This is a genomic window from Serinicoccus chungangensis (assembly GCF_001483745.1).
Classification (GTDB): Bacteria; Actinomycetota; Actinomycetes; order Actinomycetales; family Dermatophilaceae; genus Ornithinicoccus; species Ornithinicoccus chungangensis_A.
Genome location: NZ_LQBL01000032.1, coordinates 58,076 through 78,483, shown reverse-complemented (window position 1 = coordinate 78,483; position 20,408 = coordinate 58,076). Strand labels below are relative to the sequence as shown.

At 72.7% G+C, this 20,408-nt stretch carries 20 protein-coding genes and 2 tRNA genes; 6 read left to right on the top strand and 16 right to left on the bottom strand.

The features are described from left to right. Positions 1 to 1,242: a glucose-1-phosphate adenylyltransferase family protein gene (locus AVL62_RS14575; RefSeq protein WP_058892384.1), complete on the bottom strand. Its 1,242-nt coding sequence runs from the start codon at positions 1,240 to 1,242 to the stop codon at positions 1 to 3. A 105-nt stretch (positions 1,243 to 1,347) separates the two neighbouring features. Further along, positions 1,348 to 2,307: an Nramp family divalent metal transporter gene (locus AVL62_RS14570; RefSeq protein WP_235585732.1), complete on the bottom strand. Its 960-nt coding sequence runs from the start codon at positions 2,305 to 2,307 to the stop codon at positions 1,348 to 1,350. Here AVL62_RS14570 and AVL62_RS17370 point away from each other — a divergent pair. Then, positions 2,306 to 2,473 carry a hypothetical protein gene (locus AVL62_RS17370; protein ID WP_161937896.1) on the top strand — a complete coding sequence of 56 codons (168 nt, stop codon included), beginning with the start codon at positions 2,306 to 2,308 and terminating at the stop codon, positions 2,471 to 2,473. The two genes, AVL62_RS14570 and AVL62_RS17370, sit on opposite strands and share 2 nt — an antisense overlap. A gap of 33 nt (positions 2,474 to 2,506) precedes the next feature. Here AVL62_RS17370 and ligD read toward each other — a convergent pair whose 3' ends face one another. Then, positions 2,507 to 3,466 carry a non-homologous end-joining DNA ligase gene (ligD, locus tag AVL62_RS14560; protein WP_058892381.1) on the bottom strand — a complete coding sequence of 320 codons (960 nt, stop codon included), beginning with the start codon at positions 3,464 to 3,466 and terminating at the stop codon, positions 2,507 to 2,509. 4 nt (positions 3,467 to 3,470) lie between these two features. Continuing rightward, positions 3,471 to 5,024, bottom strand: coding sequence for a DHA2 family efflux MFS transporter permease subunit (locus AVL62_RS14555; protein WP_083518985.1), 1,554 nt, complete (start codon positions 5,022 to 5,024; stop codon positions 3,471 to 3,473). Between the two features lie 160 nt (positions 5,025 to 5,184). Here AVL62_RS14555 and dnaG point away from each other — a divergent pair, with 160 nt between their 5' ends. The 3 genes from dnaG (at position 5,185) to AVL62_RS14540 (ending at position 7,834) form a co-directional block, all read left to right on the top strand. Beyond that, positions 5,185 to 7,119 carry a DNA primase gene (gene dnaG / locus AVL62_RS14550; protein WP_058892380.1) on the top strand — a complete coding sequence of 645 codons (1,935 nt, stop codon included), beginning with the start codon at positions 5,185 to 5,187 and terminating at the stop codon, positions 7,117 to 7,119. A gap of 3 nt (positions 7,120 to 7,122) precedes the next feature. Continuing rightward, positions 7,123 to 7,704 (top strand): hypothetical protein, encoded by a 582-nt coding sequence (locus AVL62_RS14545; protein WP_058892379.1) that lies wholly within the window; start codon positions 7,123 to 7,125, stop codon positions 7,702 to 7,704. A 57-nt stretch (positions 7,705 to 7,761) separates the two neighbouring features. Then, positions 7,762 to 7,834: transfer RNA gene (locus tag AVL62_RS14540), tRNA-Asn, on the top strand. Between the two features lie 405 nt (positions 7,835 to 8,239). On the opposite strand, the gene AVL62_RS14535 is transcribed toward AVL62_RS14540, so the two are convergent. The 6 genes from AVL62_RS14535 to AVL62_RS14510 all read right to left on the bottom strand — a co-directional run bounded on the left by AVL62_RS14535 (position 8,240) and on the right by AVL62_RS14510 (position 12,262). Then, a complete protein-coding gene (locus AVL62_RS14535; RefSeq protein ID WP_058892378.1) occupies positions 8,240 to 9,178 on the bottom strand; it encodes an amino acid ABC transporter permease in 939 nt (312 codons plus the stop codon). Further along, entirely contained in the window at positions 9,175 to 9,858 is a 684-nt protein-coding gene (locus AVL62_RS14530) for an amino acid ABC transporter permease (protein WP_058892377.1), read from the bottom strand. Before AVL62_RS14530 ends, AVL62_RS14535 begins: the two co-directional genes overlap by 4 nt. Before the next feature lie 80 nt (positions 9,859 to 9,938). Continuing rightward, the gene (locus tag AVL62_RS14525; RefSeq protein WP_058892376.1) at positions 9,939 to 10,814 is read right to left on the bottom strand and encodes a glutamate ABC transporter substrate-binding protein; all 876 of its coding nucleotides are present in this window, start codon (positions 10,812 to 10,814) and stop codon (positions 9,939 to 9,941) included. Between the two features lie 24 nt (positions 10,815 to 10,838). Then, the gene (locus AVL62_RS14520) at positions 10,839 to 11,612 is read right to left on the bottom strand and encodes an amino acid ABC transporter ATP-binding protein (protein WP_058892375.1); all 774 of its coding nucleotides are present in this window, start codon (positions 11,610 to 11,612) and stop codon (positions 10,839 to 10,841) included. Positions 11,613 to 11,735: 123 nt separating this feature from the next. Further along, positions 11,736 to 11,809: transfer RNA gene (locus AVL62_RS14515), tRNA-Ile, on the bottom strand. A 33-nt stretch (positions 11,810 to 11,842) separates the two neighbouring features. Beyond that, complete coding sequence (locus AVL62_RS14510) at positions 11,843 to 12,262, bottom strand: CBS domain-containing protein (protein ID WP_058892374.1); 420 nt, start codon at positions 12,260 to 12,262, stop codon at positions 11,843 to 11,845. 237 nt (positions 12,263 to 12,499) lie between these two features. Between AVL62_RS14510 and AVL62_RS14505 the strand changes: the two genes are divergently transcribed. Further along, positions 12,500 to 13,003: a DUF3145 domain-containing protein gene (locus AVL62_RS14505; protein WP_058892552.1), complete on the top strand. Its 504-nt coding sequence runs from the start codon at positions 12,500 to 12,502 to the stop codon at positions 13,001 to 13,003. A gap of 43 nt (positions 13,004 to 13,046) precedes the next feature. On the opposite strand, the gene AVL62_RS14500 is transcribed toward AVL62_RS14505, so the two are convergent. The 6 genes from AVL62_RS14500 to AVL62_RS14475 all read right to left on the bottom strand — a co-directional run bounded on the left by AVL62_RS14500 (position 13,047) and on the right by AVL62_RS14475 (position 19,306). Further along, entirely contained in the window at positions 13,047 to 14,162 is a 1,116-nt protein-coding gene (locus AVL62_RS14500; protein WP_058892373.1) for a glycosyltransferase, read from the bottom strand. A 137-nt stretch (positions 14,163 to 14,299) separates the two neighbouring features. Next, positions 14,300 to 15,559 (bottom strand): beta-ketoacyl-ACP synthase II, encoded by a 1,260-nt coding sequence (fabF, locus tag AVL62_RS14495; RefSeq protein ID WP_058892372.1) that lies wholly within the window; start codon positions 15,557 to 15,559, stop codon positions 14,300 to 14,302. Between the two features lie 118 nt (positions 15,560 to 15,677). Continuing rightward, on the bottom strand, positions 15,678 to 15,926 hold the full coding sequence (locus AVL62_RS14490) for an acyl carrier protein (protein WP_058892371.1): 249 nt from the start codon (positions 15,924 to 15,926) through the stop codon (positions 15,678 to 15,680). A gap of 82 nt (positions 15,927 to 16,008) precedes the next feature. Further along, positions 16,009 to 17,040: a beta-ketoacyl-ACP synthase III gene (locus tag AVL62_RS14485; RefSeq protein WP_058892370.1), complete on the bottom strand. Its 1,032-nt coding sequence runs from the start codon at positions 17,038 to 17,040 to the stop codon at positions 16,009 to 16,011. 47 nt (positions 17,041 to 17,087) lie between these two features. Next, positions 17,088 to 18,017: an ACP S-malonyltransferase gene (locus AVL62_RS14480; protein WP_058892369.1), complete on the bottom strand. Its 930-nt coding sequence runs from the start codon at positions 18,015 to 18,017 to the stop codon at positions 17,088 to 17,090. 131 nt (positions 18,018 to 18,148) lie between these two features. After that, the gene (locus AVL62_RS14475; RefSeq protein ID WP_058892368.1) at positions 18,149 to 19,306 is read right to left on the bottom strand and encodes a PucR family transcriptional regulator; all 1,158 of its coding nucleotides are present in this window, start codon (positions 19,304 to 19,306) and stop codon (positions 18,149 to 18,151) included. Between the two features lie 37 nt (positions 19,307 to 19,343). Here AVL62_RS14475 and AVL62_RS14470 point away from each other — a divergent pair, with 37 nt between their 5' ends. Continuing rightward, entirely contained in the window at positions 19,344 to 20,408 is a 1,065-nt protein-coding gene (locus AVL62_RS14470; RefSeq protein WP_058892367.1) for a glycerophosphodiester phosphodiesterase family protein, read from the top strand.

Here is a 20,408-nt window from a genome sequence, read left to right as displayed (position 1 = left end):
TCAGGTGGTGCTGCCCGGCTCCAGCCGGGCGCCCGGCTCCACCGTGGTGCCGCCCCGCACCCGGCAGTCCTGCCCGACCAGGGTGACGGCCTCGTCGCTCAGCCGGGTTCCCGGCGGGCAGGCGCCGACGGTGGCGCCGCGGCCGACCCGGGTCCCGCGGTCGAGGACGCTCGTGCGCACCTGCGCCCCGGCCTCGACGAGCACGTCGTCGAGCAGCACGCTGTCCTCGACCACGGCCCCGGCCTGGACCTGGACCCCTCGCCCCAGCACCGAGCGGACGACCCGGCCGCGGACGCGGGAGCCGGGGCCGACCATGGCGTCCACGATGTCGCCCTCGGCTCCCACCCACCCCGGGGGTCCGGGGAGGGTCTGGCCGAGGACCGGTCGGTCCGGGTGCCCGAAGACGTCCACCGTGCCGGTGAGCAGGTCGCGGTGCGCCTGGAGGTAGGCCTGCGGCCGGCCCACGTCCTTCCAGTAGCCGGTCATCGGCGTGGCGTGGACGTGGCCGCGCGCCACGAGGGCGGGCAGCAGGTGGTCGCCGAAGTCGCCGAGCCCGGTGTCCTCGTCGTCGGCCGCGGCCTGCAGCTCGGCGTGCAGCCGCTCGAGCTCGGCCAGCAGGGTCTGCGGGTGGTAGAGGAAGATCTCGGTGGCGACGGTTCCCGAGTCGGTCGACGGCGGCTTGGCGCGGACGCCGGTGACCCGGCCGTCGGCGTCGTGCTCCACCACGACCTTCTCGGTGGCCTCCTGCACCCCGATCTCGGCGGTGACGAGGGTGCACTCGGCCTCCCGGGCCAGGTGCTCGGCCACCACCGGCCGCAGGTCGAGGTTGAAGACGTGGTCGGCGGACAGGACGAGGAGCACGTGCGGGTCGGCGACCCGGACCGCCTCGCGCATCCGGAAGAGGCCGTCGGCGTTGCCGTGGCTGAAGCCCTCCTCGTGGGCCGGACCCGACCCCTCCTCGGGGGTGAGTCGCCGGAAGCCGCCGCGGGTCCGGTCCAGGTCCCACGGGCGCCCGCCCGCGAGGTAGCCGTCGAGGGAGGAGGACTGGAACTGGACCGACACCCACACGTCGCTCACGCCGGCGGCGGCCAGCACCGAGAGCGGGAAGTCGATCAGCGCGTGGGTGCCGGCGAAGGGGAGGGCGGGCTTGGCCCGCTCCCGCGTGAGCACGTCCATCCGGCTGCCCTGGCCCCCGGCCTGCACCACGGCGAGCGTGCGCAGGTCGACGGGGATCGAGGTCACGGCAGCCATCGTAGTGCCGAACCCCCCCGACGCGCCGACCGGAGGGTCACCGAGCCCCCGGGACGGACGGCGTCCGCCACCGGGGGCTCGTAGGCGGCGGCGAGGTCAGACCAGGCCGAAGATCTGCAGGACGCCCAGGATGCTGACACCGGCGACGACGAGGCCGCCGAGGATGTTCGCGGTCAGGGTGTTGACGTGCCGACCCAGGATGTCCTTGCGGTTCATCACGATGATGAGGAAGAGCGCCAGGACCGGCAGGGAGAGGCCGGCGGCGTACTGGGTGGCGATGATGAGGGCCACCGGGTCGGCGCTGAAGTAGGCCATGAGGGCACCGCCGAGCAGCACGATGATCCAGACGGCGCGGAAGCGCATGTCGGTCATGTCCCTGCCCCAGCCGAGGACGCCTGAGACGGCGATGGCTGCGGCCAGCGGCGCGGTGATCGCGCTCGTGAAGCCGGCCCCGAAGAAGCCCAGGCCGAACAGGATCTCCGCCGCGCTCCCGACCGTGGGCTCGAGCTGCTGGGCCATGTCGGCCGCGTTCTCGATGCTCTGCCCGGTGCCGAAGAAGGCCGCCGCGCCCGTGGCGAGGATCGCCACGGTGATGAGCCCGCCCAGCGTGATGGAGAACCAGGTGTCCGTGCGGGCCTCGGCCAGTGCCCGGGTGGTGGGCACGGAGGACGGCCACTGCTCCTGGACGGAGCGGGAGTGCAGGAAGAGGTTGTACGGGACGACGGCGCTGCCGATCAGGCCGATCAGGACGATGAGGGAACCGGACGGCACGCTGGGCACGACCAGTCCGCGCAGCATCTCGCCGATGTCCGGACGGACAATGACCGCCGTGGCCAGGAAGGTGATGCTCATGAGCATCACCAGGACGACCAGCACGCGCTCGATCACCTTGTAGCGACCGAACCACAGCAGGGAGGCCACGGCGAGGAAGGTGATGACGATGGTGATGCGGGAGTCGATCCCGGTGAGGATCGCCAGGCCCTGAGAGGATCCGGTGACGTTGCCGGTCGCGAAGGAGAACCCGCCGACACCGATGGCGAGGATCGTCAGGCCGATGAGGAAGACCTTGACGACGGGGTGGGAGAACGTCGTCCGCAGCGCCTCGCCGAGGCTCTGCCGCCTCTACCGCGAACGAGACGTGGACGGGCTGAAGGCTCTCACGGTGGACCACCTGCGCTCCACCCTCACCGCGATCGAGAGCCGCCCCACGACCAGCTCGTGACCACCGCCGTGGTGGGGGGCAGGCCCGAGCCCCTCAGTCGGGTTCCTCGGGGGTCGCGGCTCCCTCGGCCTCGTCGCGCGCGGCCCACTCCAGCAGCGGGGTGATGTCGAACACGGCGTCGTCGATGCCGGCGTGCAGGTCGCCGAGCTCGGCATACCGCTCGGGCATGGTGCGCACGGTGAAGTCACCCGGCTCGCAGTCGGCGACCTCCTCCCACCGCAGGGGTGCGGAGACCCGCGCGTCGGGCGTGGCGCGGACGGAGTACGCCGCCGCGATGGTGTGGTCACGCGCGTTCTGGTTGAAGTCGACGAAGACCCGGCGCGGGTCGCGGTCCTTGCGCCACCACACCGTCGTCGCCTCGTCGGTGCGACGCTCCACCTGCCGGGCGAAGGCGAGGGCCGCGCGACGCACGTCGCCGAAGCCGTGCTCGGGCGGTATGCGGACGTAGACGTGGATGCCCTTGGAGCCGGTCGTCTTGGGCCAGCCCACCGCGCCCAGCTCGGCCAGGACCTCCTGGACGACGCCGCAGACCCGCCGCACCGTCGCGAAGTCGCACTCCTCACCGGGGTCGAGGTCGATGCGCCACTCGTCCGGCTGCTCGACGTGTCCCCGTCGGCTGTTCCACGGGTGGAACTCCACGCAGCTCATCTGGACCGACCAGATGACCTGCGCCAGCTCGGTGACGCACAGCTCGTCGGCCGTGCGGTTCCACCGCGGGAAGGTGACGTGCACCGTCTCCATCCAGTCCGGTGCCCCGCGCGGCAGCCGCTTCTGGTGCACCCGCTCGCCGGTGATGCCCTCGGGGAAGCGGTGCATCATGCACGGCCGCTCGCGGAGCGCGGTGACGATGCCCTCGCCGACGGACAGGTAGTAGTGCGCCAGGTCGAGCTTGGTCAGCCCCGGCTCGGGGAAGTAGACGCGGGCCGGGTTCGAGATGCGGACCGTGCGCCCACCCACCTCGAGCTGGGTGGACGGGCTGCTCGCCGGGGACATGGGCTCAGGCTACGGGCTCGGGGTATGCCGTGCCCGTCGCCGCGACGTCGCCGCCCTGCTCGGCCGGCCGCTCCTCGGGGCCGTCCGCGTCCTTCGGCGCGGGCCGGACGAACACGCTGAGGACGAAGACGCCCACGGCGATCCCGGTGGCCACGAGCAGGGCGGTGCCGATGCCCCCCTCCAGGGCCTCCCGCTCGCCCAGGCCCGAGGCTCCGAGCTGGAACGCGCGGGTCTCCATGACGGTGACCACCAGCGCCGTCCCGGCGGCGGCCGCCACCTGCTGGCCGGTGCCGACCATGGCGCTGCCGTGGGAGTAGAGCCGTCCGGGCAGCGAGCTGAGGCCGGTGGTGAAGCAGGGCGTGAAGAGGCAGGCCAGCGACAGGCTCACCACCACGTGCAGCCCCACCAGGCCCCACCACGGCACCTGGTCCGCGAGCAGGGCCATGCCGGCCATGCCGGCGACCAGCCCGGCTCCACCGGGGATGACCAGCGGCCGGGGCCCGACGCGGTCGTAGACGCGCCCGACCGTCGGACCGAGCAGGCCCATGGCCAGACCGCCGGGCATGAGCATGAGCCCGGAGGCGAGGGTGCCGAAGCCGCGCACCTGCTGCAGGAGGATCGGCAGGAGCAGCATCGCCCCGATGAGGGACATGAAGCCCAGGCAGAGCAGGGCGAGGGGCACGACATACCTCGTGATGCGCAGCGCACGCAGGTCGAGGAAGACGAGGGACTCGTCCGTGCGGGCGAGCCGGAGCTGGCGCCAGGCGAAGACCGCGAGGGCCGCCACCCCGACCCCGAGCGACCAGGCCGGGCCGACGGGGCCCGCGGCACCCTCGCCCAGCGCCGACAGGCCGTAGACGAGCCCGCCGAAGCCCACCGCGGTGAGCAGGGCGCTGGGCACGTCGAGCCGGGCGGCGCGGCCGGGCTCGTCGCCGCGCAGCAGCCGGCCCCCCGCCACCGTCATGAGAACGGCGATGGGGAGCACCAGGCCGAACAGCCAGCGCCAGGAGGCGAACTCCAGGATCAGCCCGGAGACGGGTGGGCCCATCGCGGGGGCGACCGAGATCGCGAGGGTGAGGTTGCCCATGACGCCGCCGCGACGCTCCGGCGGCACCAGGGTCATGATCGTCGTCATGAGCAGCGGCATCATCACCGCGGTGCCGCTGGCCTGCACGACCCGGGCCAGCAGCAGCACCTCGAAGGTGGGTGCGGCCGCCGCCAGGGCGGTGCCGGCGATGAAGACCCCCATGGCCAGCAGGTAGGCCGTGCGCAGGCTGAGCCGCTGCAGCAGCCACCCGGTCGTCGGGATGACCACGGCCATCGTCAGCATGAAACCGGTGGTGAGCCACTGGCCGGCCCCCGCGTCCACCCCGAAGGCGTCCATGAGCGGCGGGAGCGCGTTGAGCATGAGCGTCTCGTTGAGGATGACGACGAAGGCCGACGCCGTGAGCACCCGGAGCACCAGCCGCACGCGTGCCTCGTCCGGCGGTGCGGCGGTGGTGGTGCGCTCGGGCGCTGTCGACACAGGGGTCTCCTCGCGGGTCAGGGTGATGCCCATGGGGTGGGACGGCCGTGGCCGGGACAACTCATCGGCGGGCGGTCGCATTCCATCCTAGGCGCGGGCCTTGGGCCCCGTCCCCAGGTTTCCGACCGGCCCGGGAGGCGTCGGTCGCGACACCTAGACTCGGGAGGGACGGCGTGGAGCGGAGGAGGTGGCTGTGCCGAGGATCAAGGACGAGGACGTCAAGGCGGTCAAGGAGCGGGCCTCCATCGAGGAGGTCGTGCGCGAGCACGTGACCCTGCGCACCGCCGGGGTGGGGGCCATGAAGGGGCTGTGCCCCTTCCACGACGAGAAGACCCCCTCCTTCCAGATCCGCACGGCGGTCGGCAGCTATCACTGCTTCGGGTGCGGGGTGGGCGGGGACGTCATCTCCTTCCTCATGGAGATCGACCACCTCACCTTCTCCGAGGCCGTGGAGCGGCTGGCGGACAAGCTGGGAATCACGCTGCGCTACGAGGAGACCGGACCGGGCGGCCGCGGCCGCGGCGAGCAGGCACCGGTCGGGCAGCGGACCCGCCTCATGGAGGCCCACCGGGTGGCCGAGGAGTTCTACCACGAGGCTCTGCTGCGCTCGGGGGAGGGCCGCAAGGGCCGGGACTTCCTGCGCGACAAGGGGTTCACCGGCGGGCACGCCGCGCAGTTCATGGTGGGGTATGCGCCGCGCGAGGGCACCGCGCTCGTCTCGCACCTGCGGCTCAAGGGGTTCACCGAGGAGGAGCTGGTGCTGGGGGGGCTGGCGAACCGGCGCGGCCGTGGTCTCTCGGACCGTTTCCAGGGGCGGGTCCTCTGGCCGATCCGGGCGATCACCGGTGACACGGTGGGGTTCGGGGCGCGGCGGCTCTACGACGACGACTGGAGCCCGGCGAAGTACCTCAACACCTCCGAGACGCCGATCTACAAGAAGACCGGCGTGCTCTATGGCCTCGACCTGGCCAAGAAGGCGATCGCGACCGAGCGGACGGCGGTGGTCGTCGAGGGCTACACCGACGTGATGGCGGCCCATCTCGCCGGGGTGGGTACCGCCGTGGCGACCTGCGGCACCGCCTTCGGCAGCGACCACATCTCCATCCTGCGGCGGATCCTGCGGGACGAGGCCGGGCGGGCCCCGGCCAAGGTCATCTTCACCTTCGACGGTGACGCCGCCGGGCAGAAGGCGGCGATGAAGGCCTTCGAGCAGGACCAGCGCTGGGCGGCGCAGTCCTACGTGGCCGTGGCCGCCGACGGGCAGGACCCGAACGACCTGTGGATCGCCACGAAGGACGACGAGGGGGAGGCCCAGGGACGGGCCGTCCGGGAGCTCGTCGCCTCGGCGACCCCGCTCTTCGAGTTCGCGGTCCGCACCACCCTGGCCCCCTACGACCTGTCCGAGGCGGCCCAGCGGGTGCAGGCCGTGCGGGCCGTGGCGCCGATCCTCGCCCAGATCAAGGACCGCACGCTGCGGCCCGAGGTGGTCCGGGACGTCTCCGGGTGGATGGGGATCGATCCGGACCTGCTGACCGCCGAGGTCGGGCGGGCGGCCGGCAGACCGGCCCCCACGGCGCCGGTGGCCCGCCAGCAGACCTCGGCCACGGAGGAGGGTCCTCTCGCGCCGACCCTCCCGCAGCCGGACCTGCGCGACCCGGTGCAGGTCGCCGAGCGGCAGCTGGTCCAGGTGGCGCTGCAGTACCCCCTCGCCGTCGTGCCCGAGGACATGGACGAGCTCGAGCCGGAGGCGCTGCGGGCGCCGATGCACCGGGCCGTCTGGCATGCCATGCGCCAGGCCGGGGGCATCGAGGGCGCCGCGCAGCGCAGCATTCGGGGCTGGGTGGAGGCGGTGCTCGCCGGGACCCCGCCGCCGGTCCACCCGCTCGTGCACGAGCTGTCGGTGGCGACGCTGCCGGACCGCCTCGACCCGGACTCCGGTATGCCGCGCGAGGCCTTCGTCGACTGGCTGGTCCTGCGGGTGCGGCTGGCCGGTGTCGAGCAGGAGGTGGCCGACCTGCTGGGGCAGCAGTCGCGGGCGCCGGAGGGCAGCCCGGACAAGCGTCGGCTGGACGAGCGGCTCATGGAGCTGCACCGCGAACGGGCCCGGCTGCGGTCCAGGATGGAGTGAGGCATGAGGTGGTTCCGGACGCGCACGATCGGCGCGACGCCGAAGCCCGAGGGAGACCCCGGCGACCTGCCCGCGGTGGTCAGGCCGGACCTGGGGAAGGGAGAGCAGGTGCTCGCCAGCGCCCAGGAGGACGGCACCGGGCACTGGGTGGTGCTGACGACCTTCCGGCTCCTGGAGGTGGCCGACGGCGGAGAGGTGCTGCTCGAGCGCCCCTGGCACGAGGTCGACACCGGGGCCTGGGACCCCGACCTGTGGGCTCTGGCCGTCTCCTTCGTCGACCAGCTCGGTGGCCGCCAGTGGGTGCTGCAGCGGTGCACCGGGCCGGGCCTGGTGCCGCAGGTGTTCCGGGAGCGGACGTCCGCGAGCGTGGTGCTCCTGCGCGTGGTGGACCTGGGGCCGCGGCGCAGCGCGCGGGTGTGCATCCGCACGGTGCTCCCGACCCGCGAGCTGGTCGAGCAGGTGCTCTGGGGTCGCGGGGCGGGGGAGTCTGACGCCGAGCTGGCCGCCGCCGTCCGGGCCGCGCGTGTCGACCTGCGCGACCAGGTCGGCCTCCCGCCGCAGCCGCCCGAGGAAAGCGCGGGCTGACACCGCGCCAGGATTTCGGCGCGGGGCCTCGGTCTTGCTAGAGTGCCTGCTGCACGATCCCCTGTAGCTCAATTGGCAGAGCAGCCGGCTGTTAACCGGCAGGTTACTGGTTCGAGTCCAGTCGGGGGAGCGCATTCCTCATGACAACGGCCCGGGGCGATTCCGCCCCGGGCCTCCGTCGTCCCCCGCCCCGCCCGACCACCGCACCGGACGCGCGCTCAGCACACACCGGACGCGCGCTCAGGACACACCGGACGCGCGCTGAGCACACACCGGACGCGCGCCAGTTCGCACTGACCGCGCGACGTCGGCCCACGAGGCTCGCCGTGAGCAGGACGCAGCTGTCCACGCCGCTCTCGACGCGGATGGGAGCGCCGATCCTGGTCGGCGCCACGACGAGGGACGCGTCAGCCGACTCGGTCAGGCTGCCGGTACGGGCTACGGGCGTCCGGGCATCGGCAGCGCTCGTCCGGCACATTCCGACCGCACGTCTGGTGCGTTCTGTAGGCGCGCCCTGTGCGGGCGGGGCCGGGGGTCAGCCGCCGGCTCTGGCCTGGGCTCCGAGGGCGGCGCCGACGGCGCGCTGGCTGGCCTGCTCCTCGTCCTGGGTGGGTGTACCCCCGGGGGTACCGCGGCGCTTGCGGCGCTGGCGTCCCTCGATCCACTCGGCGAGCTTGGTGATCGCGTAGTTCATGAGGATGAAGATGACGGCGGCGACGAGGTAGGCGGCCAGCGTGTTGGCGTTGGCCGAGCCCAGCCGGCGGGTCATGGTCAGCAGCTCCGGGTAGGTGATGATGTAGCCGAGCGCCGTGTCCTTCGTGATGACGACGATCTGGCTGATCAGCGCGGGGAGCATCGAGGTCAGCGCCTGCGGCACGAGGATCGAGCGGCGCACCTGGGCCGGGCTCAGCCCGATGGACAGCCCTGCCTCGCGCTGGCCGCCCGGAAGCGAGCCCACGCCGTTGCGGACGATCTCGCAGATGACCGAGGCGTTGTAGAGGACGAGTCCGACCACGACGGCGATGAACGTCGCGTTGGCCCCGGTGAGTCCCAGGGTGTCCATGAGGCGGACCATCGTGGGGTTCTTTACCAGCATCTGCCAGGTGAAGATCATCATGATGAGCACGGGGACGGCCCGGAAGAACTCGACGAAGACGCCGCTGGCCCAGCGCACCGGCGTGAGGTCGGACATGCGCAGCATGGCCAGGGCGATGCCGAACACCATGGACAGCACGACGGCCACCGCGGCCGCCTGCAGAGTGGCCAGCAGCCCGGGGAGCAGGTAGAAGGTCCAGGTGTTGCTCTCCAGGAACGGCGTCCACTTGGCCGCCTCGAACTGGCCCCGGTTGGCCATCCGGATGAGGACGAGCACCAGCAGCCCCAGGAGCACGAGGGTGCCCAGCACGCCGTAGAGGAGGTGGCGGGCCCGCGCCTTGGGCCCGGGGATGTCGAAGAGGACCTGCTGCGCGCTCATCGCTTCACCGCCAGCTTGGCGGAGAGCCAGCTCGTGCCGAGCCCGACCGGCAGGGTGAGGATGACGAAGCCGATGGCGACGATGAGGAAGATGAGGATGCCGGCGTCCGGGCGGAACTCCATCATGTTGCGCATCTGGTAGGCGATCTCCCGGTTGCCGATGGCCACCGCCACGGTGGTGTTCTTGATGAGGGCGATGAGCACGTTGCCGATGGGGGTGATGCCACCTCGGAACGCCTGGGGCAGGATCACCTCACGCAGGCTCTGGCCGAAGCCGAGCCCGATCGAGCGAGCGGCCTCGCTCTGGCCCACGGGGATGGTGTTGACCCCGGAGCGGATCGCCTCGCAGATAAACGCCGCGTGGTAGACGGTCAGCCCCAGGACGGCGAGCCAGAAGTTGTTCTCCAGGATGAAGTTGGGGTTGCCCTCCCGGGGCACGAACTCGATCCCCAGCTGCAGCCACAGCCCCAGGTTGGCGAAGACGATGATGAGGGTCAGCGGGGTGTTGCGCAGGAGGGTGACGTAGGTGGCGCCGAACCAGTTGAGCACCGACACCGGAGCCAGGCGCAGGATCGCCACGACGGTCCCCAGGATGAGCGCCAGCACGAAGGACACGGCCGCGAGCCGGATGTTGAGCCAGAACGCCCCGAGGACGTTGAACTGCTCGATGAGCTCCAGCACGGGCTGCTCCCTCCAGGGTGGTGGCTGCGCCGGGGCCGCACGGGCCCCGGCGCAGCGAGACGGGTCAGTCGGTCAGGCACTCAGGCGCAGTGACCGCCGGCCTCCGGCGGGTTGAGGTCGGCGTTGGGGGTGTAGTCCGCGGCGCCGAGGTTGTCCTCGATGATCTGGTCCATGGTGCCGTCCTCCCAGAGGCCGTTGAGGATCTCGTTGATCTCCTCGCACCGGTCGGAGTCCTGCGGCAGGCCGACGCCGTAGTTCTCCTCGGAGAAGGTGTTGCCGACGACCCGGAACTGGCCGGCGTACTCGTCCTGGGCGGCGAAGCCGGCGAGGATCGTGTCGTCCGTCGTGAGGGCACCGATCTGGCCGGAGGCCATCGCCTCCATGCACTCGGAGTAGCTGCCGTACTCCTGCAGCGCGACGCCGTACTCCTCGTTGACCCGGGCCGCTGAGGTGGAGCCGGTGACCGAGCACAGGATCGCGTCACCCATCGAGTCGGGTCCCTCGATGTCGCTGTCGGTCGGCACGAGCAGGTCCTGCCCGGCGACGAAGTACGGCCCGGCGAACTGGACCCGCTCCTTGCGCTCGTCGGTGATCGAGTAGGTGGCGAAGATCATGTCGACCTGGTCGGACTCCAGCAGGTCCTCGCGCTGCGCGGAGATCGCCTCCTTCCACTCGATCTGGTCCTCGGTGTAGCCGAGCTCCTCGGCGACCGCCTTGGCGACGTCGACGTCCATACCGGTCGGGTCGCCGCCCTCGTTGAGGCCCAGACCCGGCTGGTCGAACTTGATGCCGATGGTGACGGTCTCGCCGTCGGTGCCGCCCTCGGCGGCGCTCTCCTCGCTGGACTCGCCCTCGCCGCCGGCGTCGGCCTCCCCGCCGTCGTCACCACCGCAGGCGGTGAGGGTCAGGGCGGTGGCGGCCGCGAGCGCCGCGATCCGGAAGGTGGTGGAACGCATGGGATCTCCTTGTGTCGTTGCTGGTCAGTGGGTCAGAAGCTTGCCGAGGAAGTCCTTGGCGCGGTCGGACTGGGGGTTGGTGAAGAACTCCTCCGGGGTGTTCTCCTCCACGATCGCGCCGTCGGACATGAACACCACGCGGTCGGCGGCCTTGCGTGCGAAGCCCATCTCGTGGGTGACGACGATCATCGTCATGCCGCTCTTGGCCAGGCTGGTCATGACGTCGAGGACCTCGTTGATCATCTCCGGGTCCAGGGCCGAGGTCGGCTCGTCGAAGAGCATGACGGTCGGGTCCATCGCCAGGGAGCGGGCGATCGCGACGCGCTGCTGCTGGCCGCCGGAGAGCTGGGCGGGGTACTTCTCCGCCTGGTGGTCGACCCCGACCCGCTTGAGGAGCTCCATCGCGCGCTGCTTGGCCTCGGCCGCCTTCTTCCGGCGCACCTTGATGGGGCCCAGCGTGACGTTCTCGAGGATCGTCTTGTGGCTGAAGAGGTTGAAGCTCTGGAAGACCATGCCGACGTCCGCCCGGAGCTTGGCCAGGGCCTTGCCCTCGCTGGGCAGCTCGTCGCCGTGGATGGTGATGGTGCCGGACTCGTAGGACTCGAGCCGGTTGATGGTGCGGCACAGCGTCGACTTGCCCGAGCCGGAGGGCCCGATGACGACGACCACCTCGCCCTCGTGCACGGTGAGGTTGATGTCCTTGAGGACGTGCAGGTCGCCGAAGTGCTTGTTGACGTCCTCGAGCACGACGAGCGGCGCGCCCAGGCCGGTGCCGGGCGACTCACGGGAGTCGGTCATGTCGCGCACCCTAGACGGGTATGACGTCGCCGGGCAGCAAGTTCGGGGTGTTGTCACCGACTTGTGACCTTCGGTGCGGCGGGGGCGGAGGCGCGGCGCGTCTGACGCCCGGTCCGGGGGGAGTGGGCCAGGTGGGGCTTGAACCCACGACCGACGGATTATGAGTCCGCTGCTCTGACCGGCTGAGCTACTGGCCCGCGACGGCCGAGTCTAGTGAGGCCGTGGGGCGCTCACTGCCGCAGGTAGGACTCCAGGTGGTCGCGCTCGGCCTCGAGGGCGTCCAGCCGGGCCTTGACGACGTCACCGATGGAGATGATCCCCAGCAGCCGGCCCTCCTCGACGACAGGGAGGTGGCGGAACCGGCCCTGCGTCATCGTCGTCGCCAGGTGGGTCAGGTCGTCGTCCATGGTGCAGGTCTGCACCGAGGTGGTCATGAGGTCGCTGAGCGCCGCCGTGCTCCCGGCGCCGCCGCGCAGGTGGTGCACGACGTCGCGCTCGGACACGATGCCGGCCACGTCCTCACCCTCGAGCACCACGACGGCGCCGATCTTCTGGTCGTCGAGCACCTCCAGGAGCTCGCCGAGCGTGGCCGTGGCAGGCAGGGTGGCGACCGTGCTGCCCTTCTTCTTGATGAGGTCGGCGACGCGCATGGCGCGAAACTAGCAGAATGCCTGACGCCGCGTCACGCACCTGCGCAGGTCGCTCGGAGCCGAGGCCCGCGACGCGTGGGGCAGGTGCGACGCAGAAAGTTCACCGTGCCACTTGCTCCCTGCGGGACGAGAGAGCACAATGAGACCCAGCACGCGGCATACCGCGGTCGCCTGGACAGGTCGAGGTCGTTGGGGAAGACGTCCCTCACCACACAGGAGGCCAGGATGTCCGTCGTCATGCCACGAGTCATGACTCGCGGGGTGGTGTTCATTCACTCCACCCCGACTGCGCTGTGCCCGCACATCGCCTGGGCGCTCGAGGGAGTCCTCGACACCCGGGTCGCGCTGGACTGGGTCGGTCAGCCGGCCGAGCCCGGGACCATGCGCACCGAGTTCGCCTGGACCGGCGAGGCCGGCACGGGCGCCACGATCGCCAGCGCGATGCGCGGCTGGGACGGCCTGCGGTACGAGGTCGTCGAGGAAGCCAGCCGCGGGAGCGACGGCGTGCGGTGGACGCACACGCCCGGTCTCGGGATCCACACCGCCCGGTTGTCGGCCAACGGCGACGTCGTCGTCAACGAGGACCGGCTGCGGCAGATCATGGAGTCCGCGGCCGGCTCGGCAGCCACGCTGACCGTCGAGCTCGACCGCGCGCTCGGCGCGGCCTGGGACGCCGAGCTGGAGGTCTACCGCCACGCCGGCGAGGGTGCCCCGGCGACCTGGCTGCACAAGGTCGGCTGAGACGACGCGACCGCCGGTCACCTGTGAGGCCGGCGACCCCGCGTCATCGTGCGCCGGCCTGCGCCGCGACGCGCTCGTGCACGTCGAGCATCCGGCGCGCGCTCACCGGCCAGCTGAACCGCTCGGCGGCGGCGCGTGCCCTCGCGCGGGCGGACCGACGCCCGAGCAGCTCCTCGATGCCGTCGGCGAAGGCGGTGGGGGTCGAGGGGGCGACGACCCCGCCGTCGCCGACGACCTCCTGCAGGGCTCCCTCGTCGCAGCAGACGACGGGGATGCCGCAGGCCAGCAGCTCCAGCGCCGCCAGCCCGAAGGTCTCCAGCGGTCCGGGAGAGATCGCGAGGTCCGCGCGCCCCAGCTCGACCGCGAGCTCGCGGCGGTCGGTGACGTAGGAGTGGAAGGTGACCGGGAGGTTCTGCGCGCGGCGCACGAGCTCCTCCAGCATGGGGCCGGCCCCGAAGACGGTGAGCTCGACGTCGCGCCCGCGGCGGACCAGCTCCCGCACGGTCTCGATGGACAGGGCCGGGTTCTTCTCCGGCGACAGCCGGCTGCAGTGCGCGATTCGCAGCGGTCCGTCCGCGCCCGGCGCCGGTCCGTCGGCGAGGTCACGGGTGGGCACGAAGGTCTCCAGGTCCACCCCCAGGGGCACGACGTCGGCGTCGAGACCGTTGCGGTGGAACTCCTGGGCGGCGAACGCGCTGGGGCAGACGATCGCGTCGTAGTCCGTGGCGCTCAGCCGGTTGATGCCGTCCGCCGCCCAGTGCGCCGGACGCTCGAGCAGCGGGGTGCGACGGACCAGGATCCCGGTCATGTTCTCGTGGCTGATCATCACGGACCCGATGCCGCGGCGGCGCGCCCAGCGACCCATCCACCGGGTCGTCGACCGGTCGGACACCTCGATGACGTCGGGCGCGATCGCGTCCATGAGCCGGGAGAGCCCGACCCTGCTCCACATGAGGGAGTAGCCGGTGCCGGGCACCGGGGTCGCGGGCACGCGGTAGACCAGCCCCTGGCTCTCCTCGGCGATCTCCTGCCCGGGTCCCGGGACGATGAGCGAGGCGCGGTGCCCGGCCTCCTGGTAGAGCTCGCCCCAGTGCCGCAGCGCGGTCTTGATGCCGCCGGACGTCGGGCTGACGAAGTTGGCGACGCGCAGGATGTGCATGAGGGGGCGAGCCTACCCGGTGGCGCCGCAGCGCTGGCCGACTCGGTGACCGCACTCGTACGCAGACGGTGTCCGAGTGCGCTGATGCATCAGGACGCCGGGACAGCTGCTGCGTACGAGTCGGTCTCGGCGGCCGCTCAGGAGGCGGAGGTGAAGGTCAGCGCCACGTTGACCCCGCCGAAGCCGAAGGCGTTGTTGACCGCGGCCAGCTGACCCTCGGGCAGCGTCCGGGCCGCCCCGGTGACGACGTCGAGGTCGATCTCCGGGTCCTGCTGCTCCAGGTTGAGGGTCGGGGGCACCTGCCGGTGGTGCAGCGCGAGCACGGTGAGCAGCGCCTCCAGCGCACCGGCCGCGCCGAGCAGGTGGCCGGTCATCGACTTCGTGGCGGTCACCGCGATGTTGCCGGTATGCCCGCCGAAGGCCCGGTGGATCGCCCGGGTCTCCGCGACGTCCCCGACCGGGGTGGAGGTCGCGTGGGCGTTGATGTGGGCGATGTCGGTGGTGGCGAGGCCGGCGTCGGAGATGGCCTCTTCCATAGCCCGGGCGGCCCCGGCTCCCTCGGGCTCGCCGGCGGTGATGTGGTAGGCGTCCGAGGACATGCCGAGCCCGTCCAGGTAGGCGTAGATCCGCGCGCCGCGGGCCAGGGCGTGCTCCTCGGCCTCCAGGACCATGACGCCGGCCCCCTCACCCATGACGAAGCCGTCGCGGTCGACGTCGTAGGGCCGGGACGCGGCCTGGGGGTCCTCGTTGCGCCCCGACAGGGCGGTCATCGCCGCGAAGGCGGCGATGCACACCGGGTGGATGGCCGCCTCGGTGCCGCCCGCGACCACGACGTCGGCGCGGCCGGCGCGGATCATGGTGAGGGCCTGGCCCATCCCCTCGGCACCGGACGCGCAGGCGCTGACCGGGCAGTGCGCCCCGGCCCGGGCGCCCAGGTCGAGGGAGACGGCCGCCGCCGGGCCGTTCGGCATGAGCATGGGCACGGTCAGCGGGAAGACCCGCCGCGGCCCCTTCTCCTTGAGGGTGTCCCACTGGCTCAGGAGGGTGTGGACCCCGCCGATGCCCGAGCCGATGGCGACACCGAGCCGCTCCGGCTCGACCTCGGGTGCACCGGCGTCGGCCCAGGCCTCGCGCGCCGCGATGAGGGCGTACTGGCCCGAGGGGTCGTTGCGGCGCACCTCGACCTTCTTGAGCACCTCGAGCGGGTCGGTGTGGATCGGCGCGGCGAAGGTCACCGGCAGCTCGTGCTCGGCGACCCACTCCTGCTCCAGGGTTCGGACACCGCTGCGGCCGGCCACGATCGCCTCCCACGTCTCCGGCGCCGTGCCCCCGACGGGCGTGGTGGCGCCGAGGCCGGTCACGACGACGCGGCGCGAGGTCTGGGTGGTGTCGGTCATGGGTGGCGGCCTCCTGGGGACGGGACGTGCGTGGTCAGGTCGACGACATCAGGGTATGCCGTCGGACTGGGCCCGGCCCGGTGCGGCGCGGTCCGCGCGGCACCGGGCCGGAGCGGGGTCAGCCCTGGTGGTTGGCGATGTAGGACACCGCGTCCTTGACGTGGGTGAGGTTCTTGACCTCGTCGTCGGGGATGCGGACGCCGAACTTGTCCTCCGCGTTGACGACGATCGTCATCATCGACAGGGAGTCGATGTCGAGGTCCTCGGTGAAGGACTTGTCCATCTGGACCTCCTCCGCCTCCAGCCCGGTCTCCTCGTTGACGATCTCGGCCAGACCCGCGAGGATCTCCTGCTCGCTCAGTGCCATGGTGCGTTCTCTCCTAGCGTGGACAACAGTTGCCGACCCGGGATCCTGCTCGCCCGCCGGGTCACGGGAGTCATGAGGCCGCTCAGGGCATCTCGACGACCTGGGCGGCGTACACCAGCCCTGCGCCGAAGCCGATCTGTAGGGCCAGGCCGCCGTGCGGCGCCTCGCCCTCCTCCAGCATGCGGCTCATCGCCAGCGGGATGGAGGCCGCCGAGGTGTTGCCGGTCTCGGCGATGTCGCGCGCGACCGGCACGTGCTCGGGCAGCTCCAGCGCCTTGACCATGGCGTCGGTGATCCGCATGTTGGCCTGGTGGGGCACGAAGGCGTCCAGGTCGGCCGGGGTGATGCCGGCGGCCTCGACGGCCCGGCGTGCGACCGGGGCCATGGAGAAGACCGCCCAGCGGAAGACGGTCTGGCCCTGCATGGTGAAGGCCGGCCAGTCGACTCCCTTGGTGCGGCCCGGGTCCTCCATAGCGGGGCGCAGGTCGGTCCAGGACTCGCGCTGGGTGATGGCGTCGGCCCGCTCGCCGAGACTGCCCCAGATGGTCGGCCCGATGCCCGGGCGGTCGGCGACACCCACGACGGCGGCGCCCGCGCCGTCCCCGAAGATGAAGGCCGACCCGCGGTCGTGCTTGTCGGTGAAGTCCGAGAGCTTCTCCACCCCCACGACGAGGACGGTGTCGGCGCTGCCGGCCCGGATCATGTCGTTCGCCTGGGCGATGGCGTAGCAGTAGCCGGCGCACGCGGCCGAGATGTCGTAGGCCGCCGGGTCGGTCATGCCCAGGCGGTCCGCCAGGACGGGCGCGGCGGCCGGCGTCTGGAAGGGGTGGGTGACGGTCGCCATGATGACCGCGTCGACCTGACCCGTCTCGACACCGGCACGCTCCAGCGCCTGGCGGGAGGCGGCCTCGGCCATGTCGACGACCGTCTCGTCCTCCCGGGCGAAGCGCCGGGTGACGATGCCCGAGCGCTGCCGGATCCACTCGTCGCTGGAGTCGATGAACTGGATGATCTCCTCGTTGGTCACCACGCGCTCGGGCCGGTAGGCCCCCAGGCCCAGGATCCGGGCGTGACGCAGCGTGGTGGGTGCCGAGAGGGCGGGTCGCGTGCTCACGGGCAGGCCTCCTGGGATGGGCGGGGACGGGTCACGGGACAGGTGGGTCAGGCGGCGCCGTGCTCGCGCACCATGCGGGCGGCGGCGTCCAGGTCGTCGGGGGTCTTGAGCGCCAGGGTCTCCACACCGCGCATGCCCCGCTTGGCCAGACCGACGAGGGTGCCGGCCGGGGGGAGCTCGATGAGCCCGGTGACGCCCATGGCGACGAGGGCCTCCATGGTGAGGTCCCACCGCACCGGGCCGGCGACCTGCGCGATGAGCCGGCGCAGGACCTCTCCGCCGTCGGCCACGACCTGGCCGTCGGCGTTGGACAGCAGCGGCAGCCGCGGGTCCTGCGGGCCGAGCGACTCGGCGTGCCGGGTCAGCCGGTCCACGGCCGGCTGCATGTGGTGGGTGTGGAAGGCGCCGGCGACCGGCAGCGGGACGACCCGGGCGCGGGTCGGGGGTTCCTGCTCCAGGGCCGCCAGCTGCTCCATGGTCCCGGCTGCCACGACCTGCCCGGCGCCGTTCATGTTGGCCGGGGTGAGGCCGTGCCGCTCCAGCGCGGCGGTGACGTCGGCGGGGTCGCCGCCCACGACCGCGGACATGCCGGTCGGGGTGAGCGCGGCCGCCTCCGCCATCCCCAGCCCGCGCTCGCGGACGAAGCTCATCGCGTCGTCCGGGGCCAGCACCCCGGCGATCGCGGCCGCGGTGATCTCCCCGACCGAGTGGCCGGCGGTCGCCGACACGTGCTGCGGCACCTGGTCGTGGGCCAGGACCAGGGGCAGGGTCGCCAGCCCGGCGCTGACGATGAGCGGCTGGGCGACGGCGGTGTCCTTGATGGTCTCGGCGTCCGAGGTGGTGCCGTGGGTGACCAGGTCGAGCGAGGCGGCGGCGGCCAGCGCCTCCAGCCGCTCCCGCACGGCCGGTTCCTCGAGCCAGGGGGTGAGGAAGCCGGGGGTCTGTGAGCCCTGTCCGGGCGCGACGATGACGAGCACGCCCCCTACTGTGCCGGTGAGACCCTCCAGGACGCGACTGCGCGACGCACGATAATGCGCGGGGAACTTTGGAGGATTCCTCCAACTGGGCGCTCCGGGGACCGCGGAGTGGCCTGGGTGGTGGCGCCGGGTCAGCGGCTGCCGCGCCACAGCCGGGGCCCGGTGCCCATCCGTCCCAGCGCCAGCGCCACCTGGAGCACCCACGCGTCGCGCGCGTCGTGCGGGTCCAGCCCGACCACCTCGCCGACCCGCCGCAGGCGGTAGCGCACCGTGTTGGGGTGCAGGAAGAGCAGCCGGGCGGTCGCCTCCAGCACCATGCCGTGGTCGAGGTACGCCTGGACCGTGTCCAGCAGGGCGGACGGGTGGTCCCTCAGCGGGGCGTAGACCCGGTCGACGAGCATGCGGCGCGCCGGCCCCTCACCCAGCAGCGACCGCTCCGCCAGCAGCTCGTCGGCGGCTACCGGCCGGGGCGCGTCGCCCCAGGCCGGCGCGGCGTCCACCCCGGAGAGCGCGGCCCGGGCCGACCGTCCGGCCGCGAAGAGGTGGGGCACGCGCGGGCCGACCACCACCGGGCCCTCGCCGAAGGAGTCCGTGAGCCGCCGGGCGTCCGCGAGCGGGTCGGTGCTGCCGCCGAGCACGCAGACGAGCCGGCGGTCGTGGGCGGCGCCGAGCGCGGACCGGCCCAGGGTGCGGGCGGCGGTCCGCAGCGCCTCGACGGCCGTGGTCTGGTCGCCCTCAGGCAGTAGCCCGGCCACGACGGTGACGTCGGTGACCCCCTCCCACCCGAGCTCGGCGGCCCGGGAGGCCATCGCGTCGTTGGCCTCGCCCCGGACGACGGCGTGGACGACCAGGGTCTCCAGGCGGCTGTCCCACCCGCCGCGGTGGTCCGCGGACCGGGCGTAGACGTCGGCCGCCGCGAAGGCCAGGTCCCGGGAGTAGCGCAGCACCGCCTCCCGCAGGGCCTGCGTCTCGGACGCCTCGACCAGCTCGGGCACCGCGGCCTCGACCGTGGCGATCGCCGTCCGGGTGAGGTCCAGGGTCTGGCGCAGGGTGATCGTCGCGGCCAGGCTCGGGGGCGCCGCGGCGAAGATCTGACCCGGCGGAGGTCCGGGGCGCGCGCCCTCGGCATACCAGGTCAGGAGGGCGCCGATGCCCGCCTGCGCGACGAGCCGCACCCAGGCCCGGTCGGCGGCCCCCAGCTCCCGGAACCACGCGTGCTCGGCCTCCATCCGACCCGCGGCGCGGCCGGCCAGGTCGGCGGCGTGGCGGGGGAGGTCGCGGTCGGGCACCCTCGCGAGCCTAGTCGGCGGCTGCCAGGATCGAGGTATGCCGACCGCGTCCCCGCTCGTCCTCGCCCACCGCGGAGCCTCGGGGCGGCTGCCCGAGCACACCCTCGCCGCCTACGAGCTCGCCGCGCGCCAGGGTGCCGACTACCTCGAGCTCGACCTCGTGGCGACGAGGGACGGTGTGCTGGTGGCGCGGCACGAGAACGACATCTGGGGGACGACCGACGTGGCCGGGCACCCCGGCCTCGCCGGGCGCCGACGCCAGGAGGTCGTCGACGGCATCCCGGTGGAGGGGGTCTTCACCGAGGACCTCGACCTCGAGGAGCTGCGGACCCTGCGTGCCAGGGAGCGGCTGCCCCGGCTGCGCGGGACCGACCGGGACGGGGAGTGGCCTGTCCCGACCTTCGCGGAGGTCGTCGCCCTGCGGGCGGCGCTCAGCCAGGAGCTGGGACGCGAGCTCGGGCTCTACGTCGAGCTCAAGCACCCCACCCACTTCGCCGGGCTGGGGCTGTCCCTGGAGGAGCGGATGCTCGCCGACCTGGACGCCGGGGGGCTGCTGGCCGAGGACGCGCCGGTCTTCGTCCAGTGCTTCGAGCCGGGAAGCCTGCGGCGGCTGCGCGAGGAGCTCGGCTGCCGGCTGCGCCAGGTGCTGCTCGCGACCGCACCGGAGGACGTGCCCGCCGACCTCGCCGCCGCCGGGCGGCCGCGCACCTACGCCGAGCTCCTGTCCCCGCCGGGCCTGGAGGAGCTGGGCGGCGTCGTCGACGGGATCGGCCCGCGCAAGCAGATGGTGCTGCCGTGGGCGCCGGACGGGACCCTGGGGGAGCCCACACCGCTCGTCACCGACGCGCACGCGGCCGGGATGGTGGTGCACGCCTGGACGTTCCGGGCGGAGAACCAGTTCCTGCCGCCCTCGCTGCGCCGCGGGCCCGACGGCGACGTCCGTGACGGAGCGGACGTCGACCCGAGCCCCGAGCCGGCGGCCCACGGCGACCTCGCCGCCGAGGTGCGGGCGCACCTGGCGGTCGGGGTGGACGGCATCTTCACCGACCACCCCGACCTCGTGGTGCAGGCCCTGCGGGAGGGTTCCCCGGCCGGGGAGTGA

Bases quoted from the DNA above. Each gene is read 5' to 3' on its own strand.
- AVL62_RS17370 (WP_161937896.1), top strand. From the start codon at position 2,306: ATGAGGAAGACCTTGACGACGGGGTGGGAGAACGTCGTCCGCAGCGCC.
- AVL62_RS14545 (WP_058892379.1), top strand. From the start codon at position 7,123: ATGAGGTGGTTCCGGACGCGCACGATCGGCGCGACGCCGAAGCCCGAG.
- AVL62_RS14525 (WP_058892376.1), bottom strand. From the start codon at position 10,814: ATGCGTTCCACCACCTTCCGGATCGCGGCGCTCGCGGCCGCCACCGCC.
- AVL62_RS14505 (WP_058892552.1), top strand. From the start codon at position 12,500: ATGCCACGAGTCATGACTCGCGGGGTGGTGTTCATTCACTCCACCCCG.
- AVL62_RS14490 (WP_058892371.1), bottom strand. From the start codon at position 15,926: ATGGCACTGAGCGAGCAGGAGATCCTCGCGGGTCTGGCCGAGATCGTC.
- ligD (WP_058892381.1), bottom strand. From the start codon at position 3,466: ATGTCCCCGGCGAGCAGCCCGTCCACCCAGCTCGAGGTGGGTGGGCGC.
- fabF (WP_058892372.1), bottom strand. From the start codon at position 15,559: ATGACCGACACCACCCAGACCTCGCGCCGCGTCGTCGTGACCGGCCTC.
- AVL62_RS14555 (WP_083518985.1), bottom strand. From the start codon at position 5,024: ATGGGCATCACCCTGACCCGCGAGGAGACCCCTGTGTCGACAGCGCCC.
- AVL62_RS14470 (WP_058892367.1), top strand. From the start codon at position 19,344: ATGCCGACCGCGTCCCCGCTCGTCCTCGCCCACCGCGGAGCCTCGGGG.
- AVL62_RS14510 (WP_058892374.1), bottom strand. From the start codon at position 12,262: ATGCGCGTCGCCGACCTCATCAAGAAGAAGGGCAGCACGGTCGCCACC.
- AVL62_RS14520 (WP_058892375.1), bottom strand. From the start codon at position 11,612: ATGACCGACTCCCGTGAGTCGCCCGGCACCGGCCTGGGCGCGCCGCTC.
- AVL62_RS14535 (WP_058892378.1), bottom strand. From the start codon at position 9,178: ATGAGCGCGCAGCAGGTCCTCTTCGACATCCCCGGGCCCAAGGCGCGG.
- AVL62_RS14500 (WP_058892373.1), bottom strand. From the start codon at position 14,162: ATGCACATCCTGCGCGTCGCCAACTTCGTCAGCCCGACGTCCGGCGGC.